The following is a 23530-nucleotide window of genomic DNA, read 5'->3' as shown; positions in this document are numbered from 1 at the left end:
GACGAGCGGAGCATTGAAGGGTCCTGTGGAGTGAGGGTGTCTGCTGGTGCCGGGGGGTGGTGCCGGGGGTGGTGCCGGGAGCGCTCAGCCCGCTCCCGTTGGTTCCTTGACTACATTGGGTGACTCCTGCTGCTGCTGCATCGAGGTGCGCACCCGACCAAAGCCCTTGAGGACGCGGTCGGCCGCCCTATAAAGAGACGGTCGATCCATGACTATTGTTCGAGCTTTGTTGAAAGGAGTTCGGCCCATCCAGTGCACCGCCGCTGTCGCGGACGGGCGGGAGATGCGGCCTTCGGCAACGTACAGGACCCCGCTCTTGAGCCAGTCTTTGTACTCCTTGCCGCCCTTGCCCATGTCGACCATGTGCATCCCGTCGTTCGCGGCGGCCTCGGCCATCTGCAGATGGTGGACGATGCCGGGCGAGTATCGGGCGTACTCGGTGTCGTAGGCGGGGAACCACCCTACAAGCGTCGTGGCCGTACGGAGACCGAAATGGCCCGCGACGGGCACGTCCCCGGCATAAAGCATGGTGAGGATGCCGGAGAAGTCCGATGACTTCTCGGCATGCATCATGTCGATCAGCTCGACGATCCACGGCTGGGCGAACCGGTCCACCCGGCCGGTGCGCCGGTACTGGTCGGACTTCCAGGCCAGGAGCGTACGCAGGACCTCCGGGTCGGTCGCGTTCCACTCGAAGCGCAGTCCGCCCTGCTCCCGGCCGAACTTGCGCTCCTTGTAGCGGACGGTCTTGAGGTTCTTGGGGGAGTTGGACTTGACCTGTTCCAGCCAGGAGTCGAAGCCGGAGGTGAAGTCCATCACCGGGGCCGGGCGCACGTCGGCCTCGTACGGGGCGAACGTCGGCTGGCCGGCGACCATGTGGTCGAAGTCGAAGACGCTGAGCTTGCAGGCGCGCAGGAGGTCCTTCGCGTCGATCCGCAGCTCGGGGGTCGCGATCAGGCCGTGGCAGGTGGTGAGGAAGCCGCCGAGCGGCTTGCCGATGCCGAAGCTGTGCCGTTCGTACGGGAAGAAGCCGGCGATGCGGTTCCCGTCGGAGAGGACCGCCACCCTCACGTAGTCGCGCAGGCGGTCCATCGCTATGGCGAACTCGACCGAAAGGAACGGGTTGTCCAGACTGGGGTCGGCCTTCTGTAGCTCACGCCATCGGGCGCGTTCGGAGTCGCCGAGGTCTCTCGGGCGTACTACCTGGATGTTCACCTTGCCCTGGCCCCCTGTTCGGTTTGCATGTTCTTCCCCCGGTACAACACGCGAAGCACGTACATGAACCCTCCGAGCACGGCGACCGTCGCCACCCCTGCTCTGGGCGACCATGCGTTGAACAGCAGCATGGCTTCGGCGAGGAGCACGTTCAGGACGAGGCTGGCCGCAGCTCCTACTGATAGTGCGGCAAGCGGGTCACGATCGCGCAACAGTCCCACCACCGCGGCCCCTGGGACGACCAGAAGGAACAAAGAGATCAGGAGCGGGCGTAGCGGGGTGTCGAGGTCGAACAAGGCGACTACGGCTCCCGCTATGCAGGCGAGTGCCAGCAGCCATGCCAGCGCTCTGCGGTGCTTGAGCATCTCCTGTTTCTCTCCTGATCTTTCTGGTTAAGACATGGTTGATCGCATTTCATGGGACCAATCCGTGTCCGGACACGTCAATGCCGACGCTTGGGGGGCCGCCAGGGTTCACCGGCATGGCGAACTTTCTCATGTGACGTCCGCCACATGACGTGGTCACTCCGGGTTTCCAGGCGTGTTCCCCAAGCTAACCAGAATGCCCTATGTGGCCTATGATGTTCGAGCCAGGGTCCGGTTTATCCCGTTATGTCGCTTCTGGCCTGGGGGTTGTTCGTCACCCTTGGGGTGCTGCGTCCAGATTCGAGGTCTGGGGCTCGCTCGGCGCCTCGGACGGCTCGGGGGAGGCCGGCGGGTCCGAGGGCGGGTCCGGCTGCGGGGCGCGGTCGGCGTTCCAGGCCAATGAGCAACTGGCGGTGCCGCCGTTCGAGGTGAACGAGACCCGGCCACGGCCGGCTGCGCTCGGGTCGATGACGGTCACCCAGATCGACACCGACCCGCCCGCCTTGATCGAACCGGTGGCGGGGAACACGTCCAGACCCTGGGACGCGGTCGCCACCCAGGAGACCGAGGCGTTGCGCGCCCGCATCCTGATCTTGGCCGCGCCCTCGATCGAGGAAGGGCACGACGTGCCGAGCCGGGCGACCGGTACGGGCCTGCGACGGGCGGTCGTGGGCACGGCCGGCCCGGCGGCGGAGCGCCGGGCCGTCGGGCGCGTCGTCGGCGCGGCCGACGCGGACGTCTTCGAGGCGCTCGGGCTCGGCGTGGGCTCGGGCGTCAGCTCGTCGTCCAGCGCCGGCTCCGGCGTGACCGTCCGCTCGTCCACGGAGGGAGAGGCGGAGGGGGCGGGCGTGGGCGCCTGGCGCATCGCGGCCGGCGCGGTCCGCCCGGTATCGGCGCCGTTCATCACGACCACCGCCCCGGTCGCGGCCAGCACGCACGCGCCGGCCAGCACCACCGGCCCGAGGCGGCGCGGCCGGCGGCGGCGCGAGCGCCGTTCGGCGGCCACCGGGAAGCCGGTCCTGTCGAAGTTGTCGCCGCGGTCGGTGATCAGCGTCCTGGTCTGGTCGCGCTGAGGGTTGACGCACGTGTCGATCACCCGGCGGCGCAGCGAGAGCGGTGGGAACTCCACGGGCACCAGGTCGAGCAGGCGGGTGGCCGAGACCCGCCGGTGCTTGCCCTCGGTGCACACCTCGCACCCGGCGATGTGCGCGGACAACCGCCGCCGCAGCAGCGGGGTGAGCGGCCCCTCCCAGGAGTCCACCATCGCCGACAGGTCCGGGCAGTGCGCGCGGCCCGTCTTCGCCAGTACGACCGCCGCGGCGGCGTTCTCCAGCTGGTCGCGGGCCCGGCGCAGCCGTGTGGCGGCCTGGCGGGAGGTCAGCCCCAGCACCGAGGCCACCTCCGCAGGCGTCACGCCGTGCCGCAGCGACAGCTCGACGATCTCGCGCTCGTTCCCGCTCAGCTCGCCCAGCGTCTCGCGGACCAGCCCGGCCAGTTCGGCGAGCTCGGCGTCGGGCGCCCCGGCGGGCTCGACCCGGGGGACGCCGCCGGGCGGGGTGCTGCGGTGCGCCATCCTGGCCCGTACCTGGAACCTGGTCAGCGCGTACAGCCAGGCGCGCAGGCGGCCGGGCTCCTTCAGCCGCTCCACGCAGCCCTGCGCGGTCACCAAAGCGTCGTGCACGGCGTCGCCGGCCGCCTCCCGGTCGCCGATCAGGGAGAGGGCGTAGTCGTAGAGCCGTTCGCCGTAGGAGTCGTACAGAGTGGCGGGAGCATCGGTGTCGGCCCGCCGCAGAGCCTCGACCAGCTCCTGGTCGTCGGCGCGGCCGATCGTCGGCCATCCAGGCACGGATTCCCCTCCCCGCGGGCGAAACGGGCGCTCAAGGCCCCCACGCGGGAGAGGACGCCGCCTCGATCGGCCAGGTTGACCGGTACGGCCCGGATCATGCCGAACGGGCATGACCTCGTGATTCCTGTGACGGGAGTGGCTCAGCCGTCGCAGTCGGGGGCGCAGAGCCGGCGTTCCATGCCCTGGAGGAAGAAGTCGCGGACCTGGAGGACGTCCTTGGCGATGTACGCCTCGCCGCCGGTGGTCTTGGCCAGCGCGTCCATCTGCTTCCTGCCCGCCTCGGCCTCCGGCCCGAAGGCGATGAGCAGGATGCTGATCGGCCGCTTCGGGTTGTAGGTCTTCTTGAGGTACTGCAGGATCTGGGCGTTCGTGACGCCGCCGTCGGGATCGTCGTTGCCCGCGCCGTCCGTGAGGATCAGCAGCGTGTTGATCTTGTCTTCCTGGTACGTCTTCGTCAGCTCGGCGTAGGCCGCCTTGATGGTGTCGTTCAGCCCGGTGTCGCCGGTGGGCTTGGCCTGGATCAGCCCGAACTCCTTGACCAGCGCCTGCTTGCGCAGCACCCCGTCGGTCGACTCGGTGAGCGGCCCGACGGAGACGAGTTCCTTCCAGTCCTTGCCCTGTCCGTCCAGATGCGTGGAGAACGTCCACAGACCGATCTCGGAGTCGGCGGGGAACAGGCCCAGGCCCTCCATGGCGATCTTGTTGATGGCCTGCATCCGGGTCATGTTCGTGTTGGGGACGGGCAGGCCCATCGTGCCCGAGACGTCGAGCAGGGTGAGCAGGCGGGTGCCGAGGTTGAGCCGGGACCAGGTCTGCACCATCGAGGCCACGGTCTTGGCGTCGGGCCTGGGCAGCGCCTCGGGCTTCGCCTGGACGAAGCCCTTCTCCTTCGACAGCGCGTCGCCGGCCTTGCCGTCGGGGCTGCGGAAGCCCGCGTCACGCAGGGTCTTCCTGGCCGAGTCGGTCTCGAGGTCCTGCTTGAAGTCCGCGGCCGCCTTCTGGACCCCCGGGTCCTTGGTGACGATCGTGAGCGGGTAGTCGAGGCTGAGCGTGCCCTCCTTGGGATAGAGGGCGACCACCGGGGCCTCGGGCTTCTTGGCGTTGTGGGCGTAGACGGCCTGCTCGGAGGCGACGCCGACCGGCACCCTGCTGCCCGACTTCACCGTGAGGCTGGCCAGCAGCGCCGACGGGTCGGAGGCGAGTTGTCCCGAGATCTCCTTCAGCGCGCCGACCAGCGCCTTGTTCTGCCCGGCCTCCTTGGCCGAGGAGGCGGCGGCCAGCAGCGCGGCCAGCCCGGCGGAGTTCTTCTGCGGGTCGAGCGCCAGCACCCGGACCTTCTTGCCCGGCCCGTCGGGGTTGGCCACGTTCGCCGCCGCGATCATGCCGGCCCAGCTCGGCGTGAGGCTGCCGGACAACTTCGCCGCCGACGACTTGGCGGTCGCCAGTACGACGGGCGAGACGGCGACCGAGCCGGCCGGCTGCGGCAGCGCCGCGCCCGCGGGGGAGTTGCGCACGTTGCCCACCAGCAGGCTGGAGTCGGCCACCCACACATCGGCGTTCGCCTTGCCCGCGGCCAGCCCGTTCGCGGTCTTGGCCGCGCCTTCCCGCGCCACCGTGACCTCGACGCACTTGCTGTCGATCGAGTGCATGGCCTTGTTGTAGTTGGTGGCGACCTTGTTCAGCGCGGGCTGGATGTCGGGGGTGGCGACGACGCGCAGCGGCAGCTTGCCGGCCGAGCAGTCGTGCTCGCGGTTGAAGATCACGAACGCCGCGACACCGAGGAGCACGGCCAGCGCGACGGCCCCGGCCAGCGGTACGAGCACCCTGCCACGCCCGCTGACGGACTTTCTGCGGGAGGGGGGTTCCTGGGCTCGGTAGCCGCCGTCGAGTTCGTCTGTGCGGTGTCGCCCCACGATGTCCTCTTAGGTGTGTTGAGACCTTCCGGAGACCCTAGCGGGAGTTGCTCCGCAATACTCCGGGAACGATACTCGGTGGGCTCTGTGTGGCAAAACCGCTCTTTTGGTGCGCCTATCGCGCTGAGTAACGGTCAGTGGCAGCATGCGTGACCGCGCCAGGCACGCGCTCCCTCACGCACCGCGACCGCCGCGAGAGCCACCGCCATGGCCGGATCGGCCCACCACCAGCCCAGGGTGTTCAGCCACAGACCGGCCAGCACGCCGGCCGCCATGGCGGCGCAGATGAGGTTCTGGGTGCCCTCTCCGGACGTGGCCGCCGACGCCAGCCGCGTCCCGAGCCGCCGCTTGACCAGCCCCAGCACCGGCATGCTGACCAGGCTGACCGTCGTCACCACGATGCCGAGCACGGTCGGCGTCGCCCGGTGACCGGCGTCGAGGTCGTGCGCGACGTGCACGACGAGGTAGGGGGCGAGCAACCAGAAGCTCACCGCGACCGCGCGCCTGGCGGTGCTCTCGGCGTTCGGCGAGAGCGTACGGGCGCCGGTGAAGCGCCACACCACGATCAAACTGGCCGCCGCCTCGGCGAAGGCCGACAGGCCCCACCCGATCAGCGCGACGGAATGGGCCGAAAGCCCGGCGGCCAGGCCGAGCGTGCTCTCCACGGCCAGCCAGGCCAGCGTGGCCACCGAGAGGGCGCGGGCGGCGCGGGCGGCCCGCAGCCACTCGGCCGTCGCGGCCGGATGCTCATGAATCCGCTGGTCAGGCACCATGAACCCCCGAACTCCCGGCTATCCGGCCGTCGACAGCGCTACGTAACGTACCCATCACTTCTGGTGACCTTAAGCCCTGTGCGGCAAAGGATGTTCAAGATTCACCGGATAATGGCGGTGATCGCGTCCCGGGGGAGGGATCGTGCCGTTCACGCCCAGTCACATCGCCGCCGTGCTGCCGCTGGTGGCCTCCGAACGCGGGCGGCGCCTCGCCGATCCGTGGGCCCTCGCGCTGGGCACGATGGTGCCCGACCTGCCGATCTTCCTGCCCTTCCTGCCCGTGTACGGCGACTGGCACTCCTGGACGGGCGTGCTCACGCTCGACCTGGCCGCGGTTCTGGTGCTCCTGCCGCTGTTCCACCTCGTCCTGCGCGACCCGTTGATCGCGCTGCTGCCGCCGTCGCTGGCCGGCCGCGCCGCGCTTCTGCGGCCGGGACGGCCGAGGTTCCTGCCGGTCGTGGCGGGCGGGGTGATCGGCGCGGCCACCCACGTGTTCTGGGACTCCTTCACCCACTCATACTCCTCCGCCCGCTGGGGCACGTGGCTGGACACACCCGTTCACGGCACGACCAAGCTCTTCGGCGTGCTGCAGTACACCTCCTCCGCCGTCGGCCTGGCCGTGGTCGTGGGGTGGGCCTGGCGGGCGCTGTCGCGGATGTCGGCGGCCGACGTGCCGGGCCGCCTGCGGACGTCGCCCGCCGTACGGTGGGCCGTGCTGGCCGCGTGCGCGCTCGGCACGGTCGCCGGCGCCCTCGTGTGGCCCCTGGTGGACGAGCCCAACCCCGCGCTGGGCTTCAGGAGCGTGGTCACCAAGACCGGCGCGGGCACGGTGGTCGGCCTGTCCGCCGTCCTGGCCTGTTACGCGATCGTCTGGCAGGTCAGGCGGCGCGTGGCAGTATCGGAAGGTGCCTGACTACGTATTCGACGCCGACGACCCCCGACTCGCCGACTACACCCGGCTGCGGGACGTCGAGCTGCGCAAGAGCCTGGAAGCCGAGCGCGGCCTGTTCCTCGCCGAGGGGGAGAAGGTGATCAGGCGGGCCATCGCCGCCGGTTACCCCATCCGCTCGGTCCTGACCACCAGGCGCTGGTACGAGTCCCTGTCCGACGTCATCGGCGACGCCACGGTCTACGAGGTGAGCGACGAGCTGATGTCCGGCATCGCGGGTTTCCCGGTCCACCGCGGCGCGCTGGCCTCCATGCGGCGCCTGCCGCTGCCCTCGGCCGAGGCCCTGATCAAGGGCTCCGCCCGCCGGTTGCTGGTCCTTGAGGACCTGGTCGACCACTCCAACGTCGGCGCGATCTTCCGCTGCGCCGCCGCGCTCGGGGTGGACGGCATCCTGCTGTCGCCGCGCTGCGCCGACCCGCTCTACCGCCGGGCCGTGAAGGTCTCGATGGGCGCGGTCTTCTCGATCCCGTACGCCCGGCTCGACGACTGGTACACCGGCCTCGGCCGGCTGCGCGAGGCGGGGTTCCAGACCCTGGCGCTGACCCCCGACCAGGCCGCGACCCCGATCGACCGGGTGGCGATGGGCGACCGGGTGGCGCTCCTGCTCGGCTCCGAGGGCGACGGCCTGTCCTCCCACTGGCTGCACGAGGCCGACCGCGCGGTGTGCATCCCCATGAGCCCGGCCGCGATGGACGCCGGCGTCGACTCGCTCAACGTGGTGGCCGCGGCGGCGATCGCCTGCCACGGGCTGATGCGCTCGGCGCCGGTCGCCGCCGAGCGCTGACCGTCACCGGCTCACACCAGGTCCTCGGCTCACACCAGGTCCTCGGCGACCTGCATGCCGGCCGTCACCCAGGCCAGCAGGGTGGTGCCGGGGCAGTCGGTGTTGCCGACGTCGCTGTGGCCCCGCTTGGCGAGCTCGTGGCCGGTCTTGGCGCACGCCTCGTCGTACAGGGCGCGGATCGTCCTCTTGGCCGTCTCGGTCGGCTGGTTCATGCCGATGTACGCGCAGCCGATCCCGGTGACGTTGTGGTCGGTCGCGTGGGCCCCGCGGACGAGCCAGCCGCGGCCCTCGTACACGGTGCCGTCGTCGCGTACGAGGAAGTTGTAGCCGATGTCGTTCCAGCCGCGTTCGTCCATGTGCGAGTCCTGGATGGACCTCGGCGTGCGGTCGGCCGGGGTCTCGGTGTGGTGCACGACGAACTCGGTGCGCTCGGACAACGGGACGTGCTCGACGTCCGCCGGGTCCCTGGGCGGGCGGGCGTTCCAGCCGGCGCGGTCGACGATGACGATCCCCATGCTGTGCTCCTCCTGTCTTGTGCTGGTGTTTTCGCAGGTTAAGCGGCGCACGGGCGCGGAGGACGAGGGGCGCGACGCGGTTGCCGGGATTTCATCCCGGCTTGGCAGGAGCGGCGGGAGAGCGGCTCGGACGTGGGCCTGGCGGCGCCTCGACCAGCCGTGTAACCATGTAATCATGGAGACGCTATACGAGCACGCGGGCGGCGAAGAGGGTTTACGCCGCTTCATCGAGATCTTCTATCGCAGCCTGCTGGCCGACCCCCTGCTCCAGCCGCTGTTCGGCACGGGCAAGGCCAGCCATGTGGACAATCTGACCGCCTTCACCGCCGAGACGTTCGGCGGCCCCGACACGTTCTCGGCGGAGATGGGCGGCTTCCCGCTGCTCATCGACGCGCATCGCGGGCTGCGCATCGAGGAGGCCCAGCGGCTCAGGTTCGTCGAGCTGTACATGCTGGCGGCCGACACGGCCGGGCTGCCCACCGACGAGCCGTTCCGGGCCTCGTTGCGTTCGCACGTGGAGTTCGGCACCCAGGTGGCGCTCCAGAACTCCCACGCCGACACCGACGACCAGCTCCACCCGCTGCGCGAGGTGCCGATCTGGGAGTGGGAGCAGCCGCCGCGGTAGCCGGTCAGGGGTGGTCGGTCTCCTCGGTGAGCCAGTCGGGACGGGCGTCGATGTCGTGCAGCACCGGCTGGGAGTCGATCGGGCCGTGCCCGCCGTTCGCCCTGATGTGCGCCGCCAGTGCGGCGGCCTGCGTCTGCGGCGTGATGAGCGTGATCTGCCAGGAGATCCCGGTCTCCGTGGACGGGACTTCCGCGATGTCGATCGAGGTTGCCAGCCCCGCGAGCAGGATGGCGTGCGCCAGCGCGGCGGCCTGCTCGTGGCCCTCGATCGTCGTGCGGACTTCGATGAATTCCGCCATGATCTTCCTTATTGCGGAGAGGTAGATTCCCCACCCTATCTGCGTGAATCGGCCGGGGGGTCGGCTTCGGGCCGGGAAATAATCCCGAACCGGGTCGGGCCGCTACCTCGTGGGGATCGGTCATTGCTCATCTCTCGGGCGACAACGCCGGCAGGGGCCCGCCGCCGTACGGGGATGCGGCAAGATGTGATCGGACGATCACACGAAGCGACCGACGGAGGGGTCCCGTGAAGCTGGCCTGGATCATCGCGGCCGCGGCCGCGGCGGCCCCCTGCGCGTGGGCGGCCCCGCAGGCGCCGACGGCCGTCCGTACGCAGGCGTTCCCGCGGGCCCGGCCCGCCGCCGAGGGCGCCGCCCTGACCTGCGCCGTCAGCTCCCCCCAAGGCCGGCCGCTGACCTTCACCCCGCGCATCGGCCTGACCGCGCGTCCGGTCTCGGCCCGCGGCAACCTCCAGCTCACCGGCTGCCTGTCGGGCGACGGCTCGGCCCCCTACCTGCGCTCCGGCTGGGTCACCCTGAAGAGCGTCGGCCAGGCTTCCTGCACCAGCGCCCGGCACGTCCACGGCACCCTCCGCATCACCTGGTTCGGCATCGACGGCCGGCCCGTCGGCACCTCCGAGGTGCGTACGCGAGCCGACCGCCTGGCCACCCAGAGCCCGGCCGACAGCTTCCTGGCGGGCACGGTCGTCTCGGGGCCGCTCGCCCGCGAGCGCGTCGGCGGCGGGATCACGCCCGCCATGGGCATCCTCGGCTGCGCGACCGGCGGCCTGAGCAGGCTTCCCGCCGCCGGCCGGCTCACCTTCGGCTGACCTTCCTGCCCTCAGCCGCCGGCGATCTGCTCGCCCGCGTAGTCGAGCAGCCGTTCGGCGGTCGCGAAGCGGCGTTCGTCCCCGTCGTGGAGCAGGACGCCCACCACGCGCCTTCCGGCCCGCTCACCGGCGAACAGCAGGCAGTACCCGGCCGCGTTCGTGTACCCGGTCTTGACGCCCAGCACGTCCTCGCTGCGGCCGAGCAGTTTGTTGGAGTTGCGCCAGGTGTGCGCCCGGTGCACGGCCGTCTTGGCGGTCTTGTGCACCTGGGCGCCCACCACCGTGCGGAAGATCGGGTCGGCCAGCGCCCGCTGCGCCAGCTTGACCTGGTCCACCGCTGTCGAGTACCCGCCGGCGGCCGGCGTGGGCAGGCCGTCGGGGTTGGTGTAGCGGGTGTCGGCGAGGCCGAGCGAGCGGGCGGCCCGGTTCATCTTGGCCACGAACGCGGTCTTGCCCGGTCCGTACTGCCTGGCCAGGGCGTTGGCGGCGTCGGCGCCCGAGGGGAGCATGAGGCCGTACAGCAGGTCTTTGGCCGTCAGGCGCTCGCCCTTCTTCAGGCCGGCCGTGGTCGCGCCGTTGCTGGTCGCGTGCTTCACGTCGGCGGCGGTGATCGTGATCGTGTCGGTCAGCCGGCCCTCGTTCAGGACGACGTAGGCCGTCATGACCTTGACGAGGCTGGCGACCGGGACCCGCCGCGTCTCCCGCTTGCGGAAGTGGACCGTGCCCGTCGAGTCCACCACGTACGCCGAGGTCGCCTTCACCGCCGGCGCGTCGGCGGCCCACGCGGCGGACGCCGGGTAAGAGACCCCCACAAGCAAGGCGAGTACGGCAGAGCCTATGAAACCCCCAATACGCATGCCAGATATGTTCGCAGGAGATCAAGGGTTGATTTGCGAAACTCGGCCGTAAGTCACCCTCACTTGGGGGTAAATGCTTGATAGATCCGACTTCCGCGGGGAGATGAGGCGAGTGGCAGGCAGGTTCGTCATCAGCCAGGACGAGCGGGGAACGTTCCGTTTCGCGCTCGTCGCGAACAACGGGCAGACGCTGGCCGTGGGCGAGGGCTATCCGAGCAAGGCCGCCTGCGTGAACGGCATCGAGACCGTACGCAGGAACGCTCCCGAGGCCGCCATCGACGACCAGGCCCCGGCCGCCCTCTAGGACGAGGCCAGCCGCCGGCGGCGGACGAAGAACCAGGCCACGCAGGCCGCCACCGCGAGCAGCGCGACCACCGCGCTGACGGGGGAGTGGGCGGCCAGCTCCAGCCAGCCCCACACCAGCGCCGTGAGCCCGAACCACCAGATGGGCGCCCAGGTCAGGCAGCCGAGCGCGCTGGCCACCACGTACCAGGGATAGGACACCCGCAGGGCGCCCGCCACCCACGGCAGCGTGTGCCGCAGCATGGGCACCCAGAAGCAGCCGTAGACCGCCAGCGCACCCCACTTCTCGACGACCCGCTCGATGCGCTCGATGCGCTCACGGCCCAGCCGCTTGCCGACCCGCGACTCGTGGATCTTCTCGCCGAGCTTGCGGCCCACCCAGTAGTAGACCTGGAACGCTCCGAACAACGCGAGGATGAGGACGGCCCCCACCAGCCAGTACGGCAACCCGAACCAGAACGGCCGGGCGGGATCAGGAAGGGCGACCGCCGCATGCCACATGAGCCCGCTCACCCCCACTCATAAACCTTAGGTCAGCCTAACCTTAGTCAAGGAGTAAGCATTCCGCCACATCAGCATGCAAGGCTGAGGCAACGGCTGCAAGCAGGCGACAACCACCCCTCAACCATCCCGCCCTATACCTGAACTGAGCAAAAGGGGTGTTGATCATGTCGTCGAGAAGCGCAGTGGTTCTGGCCGGGGGTACCGCCAACGCGGTCAAGCTGTTCGTGGCGGCCCTCGCCTTCACCAGTGCCTACGTCGGCTTCTCCGCGTACAACAACGTCGGGCCGGCCGCCGAGCCCGCGCGGACCGTCACCCTGTCGGCGCGCGAGGTGCCGATCACCGCCCCGGCCGGGGAGAGCGCCCCGGCCAAGGCGGGCGAGATCGCCCTCAGCGCGCAGAACGACGGCACCCCCGGCTGCGGCAGGTCGTTCCTGGCCCGCAGCCTGCTCGTCAACCCGCGCCCCGGCGAGACGGTCCTGTACCGCTGGCGGCTGTCACGCTGGAGCCCGGCGGCCAAGGCGTGGCGCACCTACCTGATGGACCACTCCGGGTTCGCCGGGGCCGGTCAGAACGTCGAGTGGCAGCCGCAGGTCTCGGGCAACCCCGGTTGGTACCGGGTAGAGCTGGTCACCGGGTCGGGCGCGACCGTCACGAGCGAGCGTTTCCAGGTGAGCTGCTGACCGAGCGCCGCGCGGCCTCGACCCAGCGTGGCACGCCCACCCGCTGCGCCACCTCCAGCGCCTTCTCGTAGTGCTCGCGCGCCGCGTCGGGCTGGCCCAGCCGGATGGCCAGGTCGCCGAGCGGCAACGCCACCGGCCACAGCGCCACGACGCCCGTGCCCGCGCCGGCCACCCGGTCGGCGAACGGCTTGAGCTTGTCGTAGCAGTCGACCATGCGCTCGCGGTCGTCCAGCAACATGCCCGCGAGGGCCCGCCAGGTCATCACCAGCTCGTAGAGGAAGTCGGGCCGGACCGGCGGGCGCGTGGCGGCCACCGCCCTGGCGTCGTTGACGTGCCCGGCCGAGGCCAGGGCCAGCGCGTAGGCGTCGAGGGTCCACTTGGCGCCGCGCTGGTGGGCCGCCGCCAGCAGGTCGACCGTCTCGGCCGCCCGGCCGTCGACCAGGTGCAGGCAGAACGTCGTGATCAGCGGGAGGTCCTGGCGGCCTTCGAGCATGCCGGCCCGCGCGGTCATCCTGGCCGCGTCGCGGTAGGCGCGTTCGGCGCCGGTGTAGTCGCCGGCGATCATCAGGCGCTGCCCGGCGTACCAGACGACGACGGCGGCCGGGGCCGACAGGTCGTACTGCCTGGCCAGGCTGTCGAGGGCGGCGGCGTGCCGGTCGGCTGCCGCGAAGTCGCCCCTGGCCGCCGCGCACTCCAGCAGCACCAGGTGGGCGAGGGCCTGGGTGGCCATCTGCCCCGAACGCTGGGCGACCTCCAGCAACTCCCTGCCGATGCTCTCGCGGGTGTCGACGGCCGGGATGTCGTAGGACTGGCGCAGCCGCCCGCTCAGCGCCGCCGCGATCAGCGTCGGGTCGCCGCTCTGCCTGGCCAGCTCCAGCGCCTCCAGCGAGGCCTGCCGCCCGCGCTCGGGCGAGGAGGAGCCCTCCAGCTCCAGCGCCAGCGTGGTGAGCAGGCTCGCCCGCAGGCGCTGCTCGCCCTCGGGCAGCTCTATGAGCGCCTTCTCGGTGACGTCGACGATCTCCCACGCGGTGCGGGTGAAGTCGCGGGCCATGCCCTTGTGCGGCACGGCCAGCGACGCCGCCACCTTCGCGGTGATCTCCAGGTCGCCGAGCGGCAGCGCGGCGTCCATGGCCTGGCGGCGCAGCAGCCTGGCCGCCGTCATGTCGCCGCACAACGCCAGCGCCTTGATCTGCCGGAGCATCAGGCGCAGGCGCTCCTTGGCCCGCTCGGGCGCCGGCTCGCGCCCCTTGTCGTCGGTACGGGGGCCGCCGCGGTCGAAGGCCGCGATGGCCTGCTCCCACAGGGTGGCCGCCTCGCGGTGGGCGAAGCGCCGCTCGGCCTGCTCGGCGGCCAGGCCCGCGTAGTGGACGGCCTTCCCGGCCGCGTCGGCCAGGAAGTAGTGATGGGCCAGCGCCGCCACGTCGGACGGGGCGCGCTGCTCGATCACCGTGGCGACGGCCGCGTGCAGCCGGGTGCGGCGCAGCCGGGAGGCGTCGGAGTAGATCGTGTCGCGCACCAGGTCGTGGTCGAAGCGCAGCAGACCGGGCCCCGGCTCGGTCACCAGCCCGGCCAGCAGCGCGGCCTCGACCGCCTCGATCACCGCGTCCTCGTCGGCGGCGACCGTGACCAGCACGTCGAGGTCGACGTCGCGGCCGATCACCGCGGCCTGGAGCAGGATCTGCTGGGCGCCCGCGGGCAGCCGGGAGATGCGCCGGCGCAGCACGTCGCGTACGCCCGAGGGCACCCGCGAGAGCACCTGCGTGGCGCTGGCCCGGTCGGCCGCGCCCTCGGCGTCGAGCAGGCGTACGGTCTCACGCACGAAGAACGGGTTGCCGCCGGTGCGCTCGACGATGGACTCGACCGCGTGCTCGTCGATCTCGCGTACGCAGGTGGCCTTGACCAGCTCGGCCACGGCCTTGGGGTCGAGGCCCGACAGGCCCACGCGGACCGGCTCCAGGCGGGCCAGCGCGGCCAGCACGTCGGACTGCCGGTCGTCGAGCTCGCTCTCCCGGCACGTCACGACGAGCAGGACGCGGCTGGTGGCCAGCAGGCTCGGCAGCGCGCGCAGCAGGGCCAGGGTCTGGTCGTCGGCCCAGTGGAGGTCCTCGAGCGTCAGCAGCACCGGCGCCCGGCGCGCCACGCCGGCGAGGTAGCCGCCGACCGCGCGGTGGAGGCGGAAGCCGCCCGAGACCTCGTCCTCGGCGCGGTCGGGGGCGGTGTCGTCGAGCAGGGGGGCGAGGAGCTGGGCGTACTCACCGGCGCCGGTCATGCCGATCAGCGAGCGCAGGATCTCCACCCAGGCCCAGCCCGGCGGGGTCGCGCTGGAGTCGGGGCAGGCGCCGGAGGCGGTGATCCAGCCGTCGGTGCCGAGCCGGCCGTCGAGCTGGCGCAGCAGCGTGGTCTTGCCCGCGCCCGCGACCCCGGTCACGATCGCGACCTGGAACCGCCCGGTACGAGAGGCGGCCGTGGTCAACCTGGCCAGCTCGGCGTCGCGGCCGACGAACGGCTCGGGCTCCAGCGGCGGCGGCTCGACGTGGGCGGCGGCCGGCCGCGGCGGCCAGGTGTCGGTGACCGGCGCGGGCCTGGCCGCGCGCAGCCGCGCGGCCAGCTCCAGCTCAGGGGACTGGGCCAGGATGTCGGACTCCAGCTTGCGCAGCGCGGGGCCCGGGTCGATGCCCAGTTCGTCGGCCAGCATGTTCCTGGCCCTGCGCAGCGCGGCCAGCGCGTCGCCCTGCCGGCCGCAGCGGTAGAGGCCGAGCGCCAGCAGCCGCCAGCCCTCCTCGCGCAGCGGATGCTCGGTGGTCAGCGCCTCCAGGTCGGGCACGGTCTCGGCGTGCAGGGCCAGCCGCAGGCCGGTGTCGGCGTGGCGTTCGCGGGCCACCAGGCGCAGCTCGGCCAGCCGGTTGACCTCGGCCTCTGCCCAGGGCTGGTCGGCGAAGTCGGAGTAGGGGGTGCCGCGCCACAGGCCCAGCGCCTTCTCCAGGCGGCCGCGGGCGGACTGCGGGTCGCCCTCCTCAAGGTGCTCGCCCGCCGCCCTGACCAGTTGCTCGAACCGCAGCGCGTCGACCTGGTCGGCGGCCACGCGCAGCGCGTAGCCGGAGGCGACGGTCACCAGCAGGCGGTTGGGGCCGCCGCGCGGGCGGCCCGGTTCGAGCACCCTGCGCAGGCGGGAGATGTAGACCTGGAGACCCGACTGGGCGCCCTTGGCGGCGTCGTCGTCCCACAGATCGTAAAGAAGCGTGTCAACCGGCACGACCTGACCTCTGGCCACGAGAAGTCGGGCGAGGACGGCCCGCTGCCGCAACCCGCCGAGGTCGAGTTCGTCGTCGTGTTCGTACGCCTCGACTGGCCCCAGAACTCGGAACGCCACCATGTCAGCCGCCACGCTATGCGCGCTTCCGAATCGCGCACAAGGTCTTTGATGGGTTTGGGATTGTCACTGGGGGGCCTTCGAGATCGCGGACGGGGACTCCGCGGCGGCGTTCCGGCCGTTGCGCCTGCGCAGGAGCGCCCACGCGCCCAGCGCGAGGCCGCCGAACGGGATCTCGATAGTGTAAGTCCAGAAGCCGAAAAGTAGTGCTGTCGCGACCGCCGGAGTGCCCGGCACCCCGAACGTGATCAGCAGCGCGGCCACCCCGCTCTCCATGATCCCGGCTCCGCTCGGCGTGATCACGGCGCTGGTCAGCACGCGTGACAGCGCGAAGACGGCGATCGACTGGGCCAGGCCCGGCCAGGCGCCGGTGGCCGACATGCACGCGGCCATGATCGCCCACTGGAAGCCCAGGAAGAACACCATGCCGAGCGACAGGCCGAGCGAGCGCAGACGGACGATCTCGGCGGTGTCGGCGCGCAGCCGGTGGAAGGCGTCGGAGGCGTGCACCTTCAGGCGCAGCAGCCGGGTGAGGCCGTCGAGCGCCTTGCCGAGCACGACGGCGGCGCGGTCCCAGTAGAGGGCGGCGGCCACGATCGCGCAGAGCGCCAGGATGGAGATCGCGCCCGTCCAGCCCGCCTTGACGAACATCGGGGTGAGCACGCCGCCCGCGAGGATCAGCGCGATGATGCCCACGGCCGGCAGGATGAACCTGAACAAGGTGTTCCAGATGCCGCTGACCAGCGTCATCACCACGATCGGCCGGTTGGCGAAGCCCCAGCCCCTCGTCATCGCGAACGACACCGCCACCCCGACCGCGCCGCCGAACGGCAGCAGGTTGCTGACCGCGCTGCCCGCCGCGTTGAGCGTCAGGCCTTGGAGGTTGGTCAGCCCCGGCAGCGAGTTGGTCAGCACGAACGTGTACGCCAGCAGGCTGAGCAGCCACAGGGTGGTCATCAGGGCGATCTCGCCGAAGCTGAGCGTGCCGAAGACCGCGCCGATCTCGTGCCAGGAGACCGGTTTGCCCGTGAGCGCGCGCACGATCTGCGGCAGGTAGACCACGAGCAGCATGGCCAGCCCGAGCGACACGACGGACAGGGCGATCTGGAGCGGCTTGTTCTTCATCGCCCACCAGTCTGACGGCTCATCGGACCCGGCACGTCACTCTCAGGTGCTACTTCGGCCACCGGTCGAAAGGATGAGTGAGTCTGGTGCCCGGGGGGAGGTCGCGGCGTACGTACCATTCGGTGCCGAAGACCAGGCGGTAGAGCGCGCCGGGGACCTTCAGCATGACGGCGAGGGTGCGGTCGCTGTCGCCGCCGGTGGCCTGGGAGGCGTGCGCGGCCATCGAGGCCCGCTTCTGCCGGGTGTACCGGCGGACGTTGACCCGGTGGGTGATGGCGTCGTTGGCCGAGTACGCGCTCTCGAACGTCCGTACGTCGAACTCCGGCGGGAACTTGTACACCCGGCCCGCCAGGCGCAGCAGACGTACCAGCGGGTCGCGGTTGACCGTCGCCTCCAGGACGATCTCCGTGCCGGCGATCTGCGCCGCCCGCTTGCCCACCCGGTAGACCTGGACGTGGTCGGGGTGACCGTAGCCGCCGGCCGGGTCATAGATCGACAGCAGGTCGGCCTTCTCCTCCTCCAGGATCGCCGCCAGCGCCCTGGCCGCGGCCTCGGTGTCGGCGTCGATGAAGGCGTTGTCGGGGCGTTCCTCGGCGATGCCGCCCTTGGGACTGAGCCCGGAGTCGCCATAGCCCAGGCACTCGACGCGGGCGCAGCCGAGCAGCGCGGCCGACTCGTAGAGCTCCTTGAGCCTGGTCTCGCGCAGTTCCTCCCCCGGGCCGATCTCGGCCAGGCCGCGCTCGCCGGCCGTCGCGACCACGAGCACGACGCGGTGCCCCTCGGCCGCGAGCATCGCCATGGTGCCCGCCGTGAGCAGGGCCTCGTCGTCGGGATGGGCGTGGAAGAAGACCGCGGTACGTGGAGGCACACGCCCAGATTAGTCTGGGAGGGGTGCGGATCTTTCACGTGAGTGACTGTTACCTGCCGAGACTCGGGGGGATCGAGGTCCAGGTGGCCGACCTGGTGCGCGCGCAGCGCGACGCCGGGCACGACGTGGTCGTGGCCACGGCGACCAGGGGCGAGGCGATGCCGGGCGTGCGCAGGGTCGTCGCCAGGATGCCCTTCGACCTGCCGGTCCACCCGTTCGGAGTGGGGCATCTCACTCGGGGCATCACCGTCATCCGGCCCGACGTGGTGCACGTGCACACCGGCGCGGTCTCGCCGTTCGCCTGGATGGGGGTGCGGGCGGCGCGGCGGGCGGGGGTGCCGTGCGTGGTGACCGTGCACAGCATGTGGGACCCGGTCACGCGGGGGCTCTACCGGCTGTTGCGGCTGGCCTTCGGGTGGCAGCGCTGGGGGCTGGTGGCCACCACGGTGAGCACCCCGGCGGCGGCGCCGATCAGGGCCGTGGCCGGGCCGGGCGTGCCGGTGCGGGTGGTCTCCAACGGCCTCGACCTGTCGGGCTGGGCGCCCTCCCCGGACGTGCCCGCCGCGCGGGAGGAGGTCCACGTGGTGGCCGTCGGCCGGCTGGCGCCGCGCAAGCAGCCCGTACGGCTGCTCAGGCTGCTGCTGGCCGCGCGGGCGCGGGTGCCTGCGGAGATCCCGATGCGCGCCACGATCGTGGGCGACGGTCCCGCGCGCGGTCGTATGGAACGTTTTCTCGCCAAGCACGACATGACCGGCTGGGTGTCGCTGCCGGGCCGCTACTCGCGCGAGCAGATCGCCAAGGTGCTGGGGTCGGCCGACGTCTTCGTGGCCCCGGCGGCCAGGGAGTCGTTCGGCATCGCGGCCCTGGAGGCGCGGGCCGCCGGGGTCCCGGTGGTGGCGAGGGCCCAGAGCGGCGTCGCCGACTTCGTCAAGGACGGCACCGAGGGGCTGCTCGGCCGCACGCTGGGCGACCTGGCCGGGGCGGTGGCCCGGCTGTGCTCCGACGCGGGGCTGCGCGGGGCGATCGCCGAGCACAACCGCTCGACGCCGCCCGTCGCGGGCTCGTGGGCCGGGGTGCTGGAGGGGTTCGACCGGGCCTACGAGCAGGTGATCGCGCGTTAGGCCAGGCCGCCCCTGCGCAGCGTGTACTCCGCGGAGGCGAAGTCGCCGCCCTGCGGGACGCCGTCGGTGAAGAAGTCGCCGGGCACGCCGGTCACGTGGGCGGCGTAGGACTCGGCGTCGTCCTGGGGCTCGTAGCCGAGCTCGGGGGAGAGTTGCCAGAAGCGGCGGGTGTTGGCCGAGACGGCGTAGGCGGCCAGGAAACGCAGGCCGGGCGTGGTGACGGCGGCGTGGAAGAAGCCGGCGCAGTCGCGGGGGCTCAGCCAGGTCGCCAGGTGGCGGACGTCGACGGGCTCGGCCTCCAGGCTGCCGATCCGCAGGCAGACCACCTCAAGTCCGAACTTGTCGGAGTACAGGCGGCCGAGGGCCTCCAACGCGGCCTTGCTGACGCCGTACAGGCCGTCGGGGCGCGGCGGGAGGTCGGCGGAGATCGTCGCGGTCGCCGGGTACATGCCGGTCATGCGGTTGCTGCCGGCCAGCACCACGCGCGGCACGCCGGCCAGCCGGGCCGCCTCCAGCACGCGGTGCGTGGTCAGGACGTTGCCGTCGAGCAGGTCGGGCAGGGGAGCCTCGTCCGGCACCCCGGCCAGGTGCACGATCGCGTCGGCGCCCTTGACCAGCGCCACGGTCTCGTCCAGGTCCGACAGGCCGGTGCGGACGGCCTCCTCGCCCGGCTGCGCCTCCATGGGCGCCCGGTCGGCCAGGACCAGCCTGGTGGCGGTCTCGCGGAGCCGCTCGCGTACGGCGCCGCCGACCATCCCGGCGGCGCCGGTGAGCACGATCATTCCCATGCAGGCATTCTGCGCCATCGGCCGGGTACGGTCAGCCGCGCCGGAGCACGACGTAGCCGTCGCGTTCGAACACCTTCGTGTACCCCTCGCCCAGGAGTTGCCCGACCCGGTTGCGCTGGTCGTCCGGGGAGCCGAACGGGAACTCCCAGCGGGCGGTGTCGGCGACGATCCACGGCGCCCCGCGCGGGGCGGCGCTCCACAGCAGGACGGTGGTGCGCGAGGTCAGCGCCGGGCCCAGGGAGTTGACCGCCTCGACCGTCACCCCCGAGGGCACCTTGCTCACCGCCTCGGCCGCCGCGGCGGCCTTGTCCTCCTTGTAGAAGGCCGGATGGTAGAGCTGGTCGAGCGCGAACTTGGGCACCAGCGTGAGGGCGACGGCGCAGGCCGCGGCCGCCCAGGCCAGCCTGAGCCCCCTGCCGTCGGCGCGGCCGGTCCAGCGCAGCAGCCTGGCCAGGCCGTCCACGCCGGCGCAGAACAGGATCATGACGGTGAACGCGCTGTACTGGAAGTCGGCCTGCCACCACTGGGGACGGTCGGAGAGCAGGCGTTCGAGCACGTGCGGCAGCGCCGCCAGCGACAGCGGCGACAGCAGGCACAGCAGCAGCGTCGGCCAGACCAGCAGGAACAGCGTGTCGACCTTGGCCTCTTCGCTGAAGGGCAGCAGCAGGGTGGCGAGCGGGTCGCGCACCATCGCCAGCAGCGCGGCGGGCGCGTCGGGCCCGAGGTGGCCGTAGGCCCAGAAGTCCTTGCTGTCGCCGCCGAACGAGGTGATCAGCAGGCCGCGGACGAGCACGACGGCGCCCGCGCCGATCGCCGCGCACATGACGCCGCGGATCCGGTCGCCGACGGCGAACAGGTAGAGCCCCGCCCCGATCACCAGGAGGCCCATGTCCTCCTTGACGAGGAGCAGCCCGAGCATCGCCAGGAACGCCGGCAGCACGCGGCCCGCGTGGTAGCGCTCGATCATGATCGCGGTGAGCAGCGGGACGAACATCACCTCGTGCGCGTCGAAGGCGACGGCCTGCGCGATCGGCCACGACAGCGCGTACGCGACGGCGACCAGGTAGGCGGGCCCGATCCCCAGCACGCGCCGGGTGAACAACCACAGGAACGGGATCGCCCCCGCGAACAGCAGCGCCTGCGCCACGACCAGCGACTCGGGGCCGTCGTGCACCCAGTAGAACGGCGCGAGCAGCGCGTAGATCGGTGAGAAGTGGTCGGCGAGCTGGAGGTAGTCCGCGCCGCGCCCGTGGAACACGCCGAGCACGGGCACGGCCGGCGGGCGGAAGTGCGCGTAGTTGCGCACCGCCTGATCCACGATGACCAGGTCGAACGTGGTCGCCCGGAACGTGGCCAGCTTGACCAGCCCGAGAACGGAGTACGCCACCGCGGCGAGCAGCGCGACGGCGCCGACCCGCACGCGATGGCGGAAGAGCACTCTGGCGGGGAGTGCGGTGCTTGCCGGAGGCCGTGCGATCACCGTTTCGTCCGTCACGGCAGCAAGCGTAAAGGGATCATCCGGCGATGTCCGTCCCCCGGTCCGGCGAGCCGGATGACGCGGCCGCCGCGCCGGCCTGCCCCCCACAGGCGGTGCGGCGGCCGCGGGCCGGTCAGGTGCAGGCGGCGGTGATCTTGGACTGGAACCCGGTCATCTTGCCGCTGAACTCGGTCGCCTTGCTGATGTCGCCGCTCTCCAGGCTCTCGAAGCCGGAGGCGAGGTCGTTCAGCGCGGCCGCGACGTCGCCGTCGTACTTGCCGGCGAGCTCCTTGGTCTTGGCGGCAGCCGTCTTGGAGGCTTCCCCGAGCGCCGCGGTGTCCGTGGCGTTCTTCGTGATCGCGCTGCTCCAGTCGGTGGCGATCTTGGTGACCTCGTTGGCGGCGCTGTTGCAGTCAACGGCCTGGCCGACGGCACCGCAAGCGGTGGACAGAGCGGCAAGAGAGATCGTCGCGACTGCGAGGGCGAGTCGGCGAGGGGGAGTCATTTTTGGTGCCCTTCGTTGGTTTTCCGAACGAGAGAGACATTATGGATCAATGCTTGATCGCCACTTGCACGCCGCTAACATCTGGGCCGTCAGGCGGGCGTAAAACCACGCAACAGCACCCGTACGGTCTCGTCGGGATCGGGCATGGGCAGGTCGAGCAGGCCGCGGTAGGTCACGAGACCCGCGAACAGGTCCGTGAGCAGCCACAGGTCGGCGTCCGGGGGCAGTTCGCCGCGGTCGATCGCGCGCTCGTAGACGACCTGCGAGCGTTCCATCCGGGTGCGCATGCCGGTGCGGATGATCTCGGCGACGGCGGGGTCGCGGCCGGCCTCGCCGTACATCTGCCTGGCCAGGCGGGCGACGCCGGGGTGTTGCCAGAGGGCGAGGGTGTCGGAGACCACCACGCGCAGGTCGCCTTCGAGCGAGCCGGTGTCGGGGACGGCGACGTGGGTGTTCATCAGGCCGCCGAGCGATTCGAGCAACATGTCGCGCTTGGTGGCGTAACGCCGGAACACGCTCGCCCGGCCCACGCCTGCCGCCCTGGCGACGTCGTCCATCGTGAAGTCGAGGCCGTGGGAGAGCAGCAGCTCGGTGGCGGCCTGCCTGATGCGGTGATCGACCGTGGGATCGGGCTTGCGGCCGCGCGCGGACATTGTGATACTCCTAGTATCTGATACTTGCAGTCTCTAAAAATGGGGCTTCTATGAGAGTAATCGTGGCGGGGGCCGGAGTGGCCGGACTCGCGGCGGCGCGCGGCCTGCTGGCCGCCGGTCACGACGTCGAGGTGTACGAGGAGGCGCCCGGACCGCGGACGGCGGGCGGCTCGGTCACCCTCTGGCCCGGCAGCACGGCCATCCTGGACGAGCTCGGCATCGGCTACGCGAACCTCGGATGGCGGCTGGAGACCATGGAGTCGTGGACCGAGGACGGCCGCCGGCTGTTCACCGTCGATCTCACCTCGGCCGAGCGGCGCTACGGGCATCCGTGCGTCCACGTGGCCCGCCGCGAACTGGTCGCGGCGCTGGCCGGCGACCTGCCCGTCGTCTACGGCGCGGGCGTCGAGCACGCGGTGCCGGAACGAGCCGAGGCACGACTGGCCGACGGGCGTACCGTGCGTGGCGACGTGCTCGTGGGGGCCGACGGCCGCAGGTCGGCGGTGCGGCGTGCCCTGTGGGGGGACGATCCCGCCACGTTGAGCGGCTGGGTCACCTGGCAGGGCTTCACCACCGCGCCGACCTCGCTGACCGGGGAACGCAGGGCGGTGATGATCGCCGGACGGCGGGAGTTGTGCGGGCTGATCCCGGCGGGCGGGGGCAGGCTGCTGTGGTGGTTCGACGTCCAGGCGTCGCCCGGCGGGCCGTTCTGGAAGGACGACCCCGACGTCGTGCGGCGGCTGCGTGAGCGGTTCGGCGGCTGGGCCGACCCGGTGCCCACGGTGCTGGAGACGATGAACGAGATCGACTTCTTCCCGCACCATCGGCACACGATCCCCGCGATCTGGGGCAAGGGGCCGACGACGCTGGCCGGGGACGCGGCCCACACCATGCCGCCGACCATGGCGCAGGGTGCCAATCAGGCGCTGGAGGACGCCTGGCTGCTCACCCGGTCGATCGGCGGCGACCTGCGCGCGTACGAGCGGGCCAGGGCGCGGATCGCGCGGCTGCGCGCCCTGCTCGCCGGCAGTGAGGTGACCAACAGGCAGCGGTCGTACGCGGGGCTGTTCCCCGACTGGATGGCGACCCGGCTGCACACGGCGTCGCTGCGCAGGTTCAGCAGCTACCTCTTGACAGCCTCGTGAAGGCCGCCGGACGATGTCGCATATAGAGCAACTCGGTGCGTA

The 23530-nt window shown here is 71.5% G+C and carries 24 protein-coding genes; 8 read left to right on the top strand and 16 right to left on the bottom strand.

Annotation, left to right across the window (positions count from 1 at the left end; genetic code table 11):
• Positions 1–84 precede the first annotated feature (84 nt).
• The 5 genes from DMB42_RS22415 to DMB42_RS22395 form a co-directional block, all read right to left on the bottom strand.
• Positions 85–1215, bottom strand: a complete 1131-nt coding sequence (locus tag DMB42_RS22415; RefSeq protein ID WP_125636956.1) for a GNAT family N-acetyltransferase — start codon at positions 1213–1215, stop codon at positions 85–87.
• On the bottom strand, positions 1212–1580 hold the full coding sequence (locus tag DMB42_RS22410) for a hypothetical protein (RefSeq protein ID WP_125636955.1): 369 nt from the start codon (positions 1578–1580) through the stop codon (positions 1212–1214). Before DMB42_RS22410 ends, DMB42_RS22415 begins: the two co-directional genes overlap by 4 nt.
• A 274-nt stretch (positions 1581–1854) precedes the next feature.
• Positions 1855–3426, bottom strand: a complete 1572-nt coding sequence (locus tag DMB42_RS22405) for an RNA polymerase sigma factor (protein WP_185844806.1) — start codon at positions 3424–3426, stop codon at positions 1855–1857.
• Between the two features lie 140 nt (positions 3427–3566).
• On the bottom strand, positions 3567–5339 hold the full coding sequence (locus tag DMB42_RS22400; protein ID WP_260477862.1) for a substrate-binding and VWA domain-containing protein: 1773 nt from the start codon (positions 5337–5339) through the stop codon (positions 3567–3569).
• A gap of 134 nt (positions 5340–5473) precedes the next feature.
• Entirely contained in the window at positions 5474–6112 is a 639-nt protein-coding gene (locus tag DMB42_RS22395) for a hypothetical protein (protein ID WP_125636953.1), read from the bottom strand.
• A gap of 142 nt (positions 6113–6254) precedes the next feature.
• Between DMB42_RS22395 and DMB42_RS22390 the strand changes: the two genes are divergently transcribed.
• Both DMB42_RS22390 and DMB42_RS22385 read left to right on the top strand, forming a co-directional pair.
• Entirely contained in the window at positions 6255–7025 is a 771-nt protein-coding gene (locus DMB42_RS22390) for a DUF4184 family protein (RefSeq protein WP_125636952.1), read from the top strand.
• Positions 7018–7845, top strand: a complete 828-nt coding sequence (locus DMB42_RS22385; protein ID WP_125636951.1) for an RNA methyltransferase — start codon at positions 7018–7020, stop codon at positions 7843–7845. The genes DMB42_RS22390 and DMB42_RS22385 overlap by 8 nt, the downstream gene beginning before the upstream one ends.
• 29 nt (positions 7846–7874) lie before the next feature.
• Here the strand turns inward: DMB42_RS22385 and DMB42_RS22380 are convergent, their stop codons facing one another.
• Positions 7875–8360 (bottom strand): N-acetylmuramoyl-L-alanine amidase, encoded by a 486-nt coding sequence (locus tag DMB42_RS22380; protein ID WP_125636950.1) that lies wholly within the window; start codon positions 8358–8360, stop codon positions 7875–7877.
• A 175-nt stretch (positions 8361–8535) separates the two neighbouring features.
• Here DMB42_RS22380 and DMB42_RS22375 point away from each other — a divergent pair, with 175 nt between their 5' ends.
• Positions 8536–8985 carry a group II truncated hemoglobin gene (locus DMB42_RS22375; protein WP_125636949.1) on the top strand — a complete coding sequence of 150 codons (450 nt, stop codon included), beginning with the start codon at positions 8536–8538 and terminating at the stop codon, positions 8983–8985.
• 4 nt (positions 8986–8989) lie between these two features.
• Here DMB42_RS22375 and DMB42_RS22370 read toward each other — a convergent pair whose 3' ends face one another.
• Positions 8990–9283: a hypothetical protein gene (locus tag DMB42_RS22370; RefSeq protein ID WP_125636948.1), complete on the bottom strand. Its 294-nt coding sequence runs from the start codon at positions 9281–9283 to the stop codon at positions 8990–8992.
• Between the two features lie 227 nt (positions 9284–9510).
• Here DMB42_RS22370 and DMB42_RS22365 point away from each other — a divergent pair, with 227 nt between their 5' ends.
• The gene (locus DMB42_RS22365) at positions 9511–10092 is read left to right on the top strand and encodes a hypothetical protein (protein ID WP_125636947.1); all 582 of its coding nucleotides are present in this window, start codon (positions 9511–9513) and stop codon (positions 10090–10092) included.
• 11 nt (positions 10093–10103) lie between these two features.
• On the opposite strand, the gene DMB42_RS22360 is transcribed toward DMB42_RS22365, so the two are convergent.
• Entirely contained in the window at positions 10104–10904 is an 801-nt protein-coding gene (locus tag DMB42_RS22360) for a D-alanyl-D-alanine carboxypeptidase family protein (RefSeq protein WP_260477860.1), read from the bottom strand.
• 148 nt (positions 10905–11052) lie between these two features.
• Here DMB42_RS22360 and DMB42_RS22355 point away from each other — a divergent pair, with 148 nt between their 5' ends.
• A complete protein-coding gene (locus tag DMB42_RS22355) occupies positions 11053–11253 on the top strand; it encodes a DUF1508 domain-containing protein (RefSeq protein WP_260477859.1) in 201 nt (66 codons plus the stop codon).
• Here the strand turns inward: DMB42_RS22355 and DMB42_RS22350 are convergent.
• Positions 11250–11765, bottom strand: coding sequence for a DedA family protein (locus DMB42_RS22350; RefSeq protein WP_260477858.1), 516 nt, complete (start codon positions 11763–11765; stop codon positions 11250–11252). The genes DMB42_RS22355 and DMB42_RS22350 overlap by 4 nt on opposite strands.
• A gap of 155 nt (positions 11766–11920) precedes the next feature.
• Between DMB42_RS22350 and DMB42_RS22345 the strand changes: the two genes are divergently transcribed.
• A complete protein-coding gene (locus DMB42_RS22345; protein ID WP_125636946.1) occupies positions 11921–12436 on the top strand; it encodes a hypothetical protein in 516 nt (171 codons plus the stop codon).
• On the opposite strand, the gene DMB42_RS22340 is transcribed toward DMB42_RS22345, so the two are convergent.
• The 3 genes from DMB42_RS22340 to DMB42_RS22330 all read right to left on the bottom strand — a co-directional run bounded on the left by DMB42_RS22340 (position 12405) and on the right by DMB42_RS22330 (position 17799).
• Complete coding sequence (locus DMB42_RS22340; RefSeq protein ID WP_125636945.1) at positions 12405–15809, bottom strand: BTAD domain-containing putative transcriptional regulator; 3405 nt, start codon at positions 15807–15809, stop codon at positions 12405–12407. The genes DMB42_RS22345 and DMB42_RS22340 overlap by 32 nt on opposite strands.
• A 63-nt stretch (positions 15810–15872) precedes the next feature.
• On the bottom strand, positions 15873–16931 hold the full coding sequence (locus DMB42_RS22335) for a lysylphosphatidylglycerol synthase domain-containing protein (protein WP_125636944.1): 1059 nt from the start codon (positions 16929–16931) through the stop codon (positions 15873–15875).
• A 49-nt stretch (positions 16932–16980) separates the two neighbouring features.
• Positions 16981–17799 carry a PIG-L deacetylase family protein gene (locus DMB42_RS22330; RefSeq protein WP_125636943.1) on the bottom strand — a complete coding sequence of 273 codons (819 nt, stop codon included), beginning with the start codon at positions 17797–17799 and terminating at the stop codon, positions 16981–16983.
• A gap of 38 nt (positions 17800–17837) precedes the next feature.
• Between DMB42_RS22330 and DMB42_RS22325 the strand changes: the two genes are divergently transcribed.
• Entirely contained in the window at positions 17838–18920 is a 1083-nt protein-coding gene (locus DMB42_RS22325) for a glycosyltransferase (protein ID WP_125636942.1), read from the top strand.
• On the opposite strand, the gene DMB42_RS22320 is transcribed toward DMB42_RS22325, so the two are convergent.
• The 4 genes from DMB42_RS22320 to DMB42_RS22305 all read right to left on the bottom strand — a co-directional run bounded on the left by DMB42_RS22320 (position 18917) and on the right by DMB42_RS22305 (position 22343).
• The gene (locus tag DMB42_RS22320; protein ID WP_221762291.1) at positions 18917–19708 is read right to left on the bottom strand and encodes an NAD(P)-dependent oxidoreductase; all 792 of its coding nucleotides are present in this window, start codon (positions 19706–19708) and stop codon (positions 18917–18919) included. The genes DMB42_RS22325 and DMB42_RS22320 overlap by 4 nt on opposite strands.
• A gap of 31 nt (positions 19709–19739) precedes the next feature.
• A complete protein-coding gene (locus tag DMB42_RS22315) occupies positions 19740–21203 on the bottom strand; it encodes a DUF2079 domain-containing protein (RefSeq protein ID WP_260477856.1) in 1464 nt (487 codons plus the stop codon).
• Positions 21204–21318: 115 nt separating this feature from the next.
• Positions 21319–21690 carry a hypothetical protein gene (locus DMB42_RS22310; protein WP_125636940.1) on the bottom strand — a complete coding sequence of 124 codons (372 nt, stop codon included), beginning with the start codon at positions 21688–21690 and terminating at the stop codon, positions 21319–21321.
• A gap of 89 nt (positions 21691–21779) precedes the next feature.
• Complete coding sequence (locus tag DMB42_RS22305; RefSeq protein ID WP_125636939.1) at positions 21780–22343, bottom strand: TetR/AcrR family transcriptional regulator; 564 nt, start codon at positions 22341–22343, stop codon at positions 21780–21782.
• A gap of 50 nt (positions 22344–22393) precedes the next feature.
• Between DMB42_RS22305 and DMB42_RS22300 the strand changes: the two genes are divergently transcribed.
• Entirely contained in the window at positions 22394–23488 is a 1095-nt protein-coding gene (locus DMB42_RS22300) for an NAD(P)/FAD-dependent oxidoreductase (protein ID WP_125636938.1), read from the top strand.
• The last annotated feature ends 42 nt before the right edge of the window (positions 23489–23530 follow it).

Source organism: Nonomuraea sp. WAC 01424, from assembly GCF_003947315.1.
Taxonomy (GTDB): Bacteria; Actinomycetota; Actinomycetes; order Streptosporangiales; family Streptosporangiaceae; genus Nonomuraea; species Nonomuraea spiralis.
Note: the sequence above shows the minus strand (reverse complement) of the source record. Positions and strands in the feature narration are given on the sequence as shown.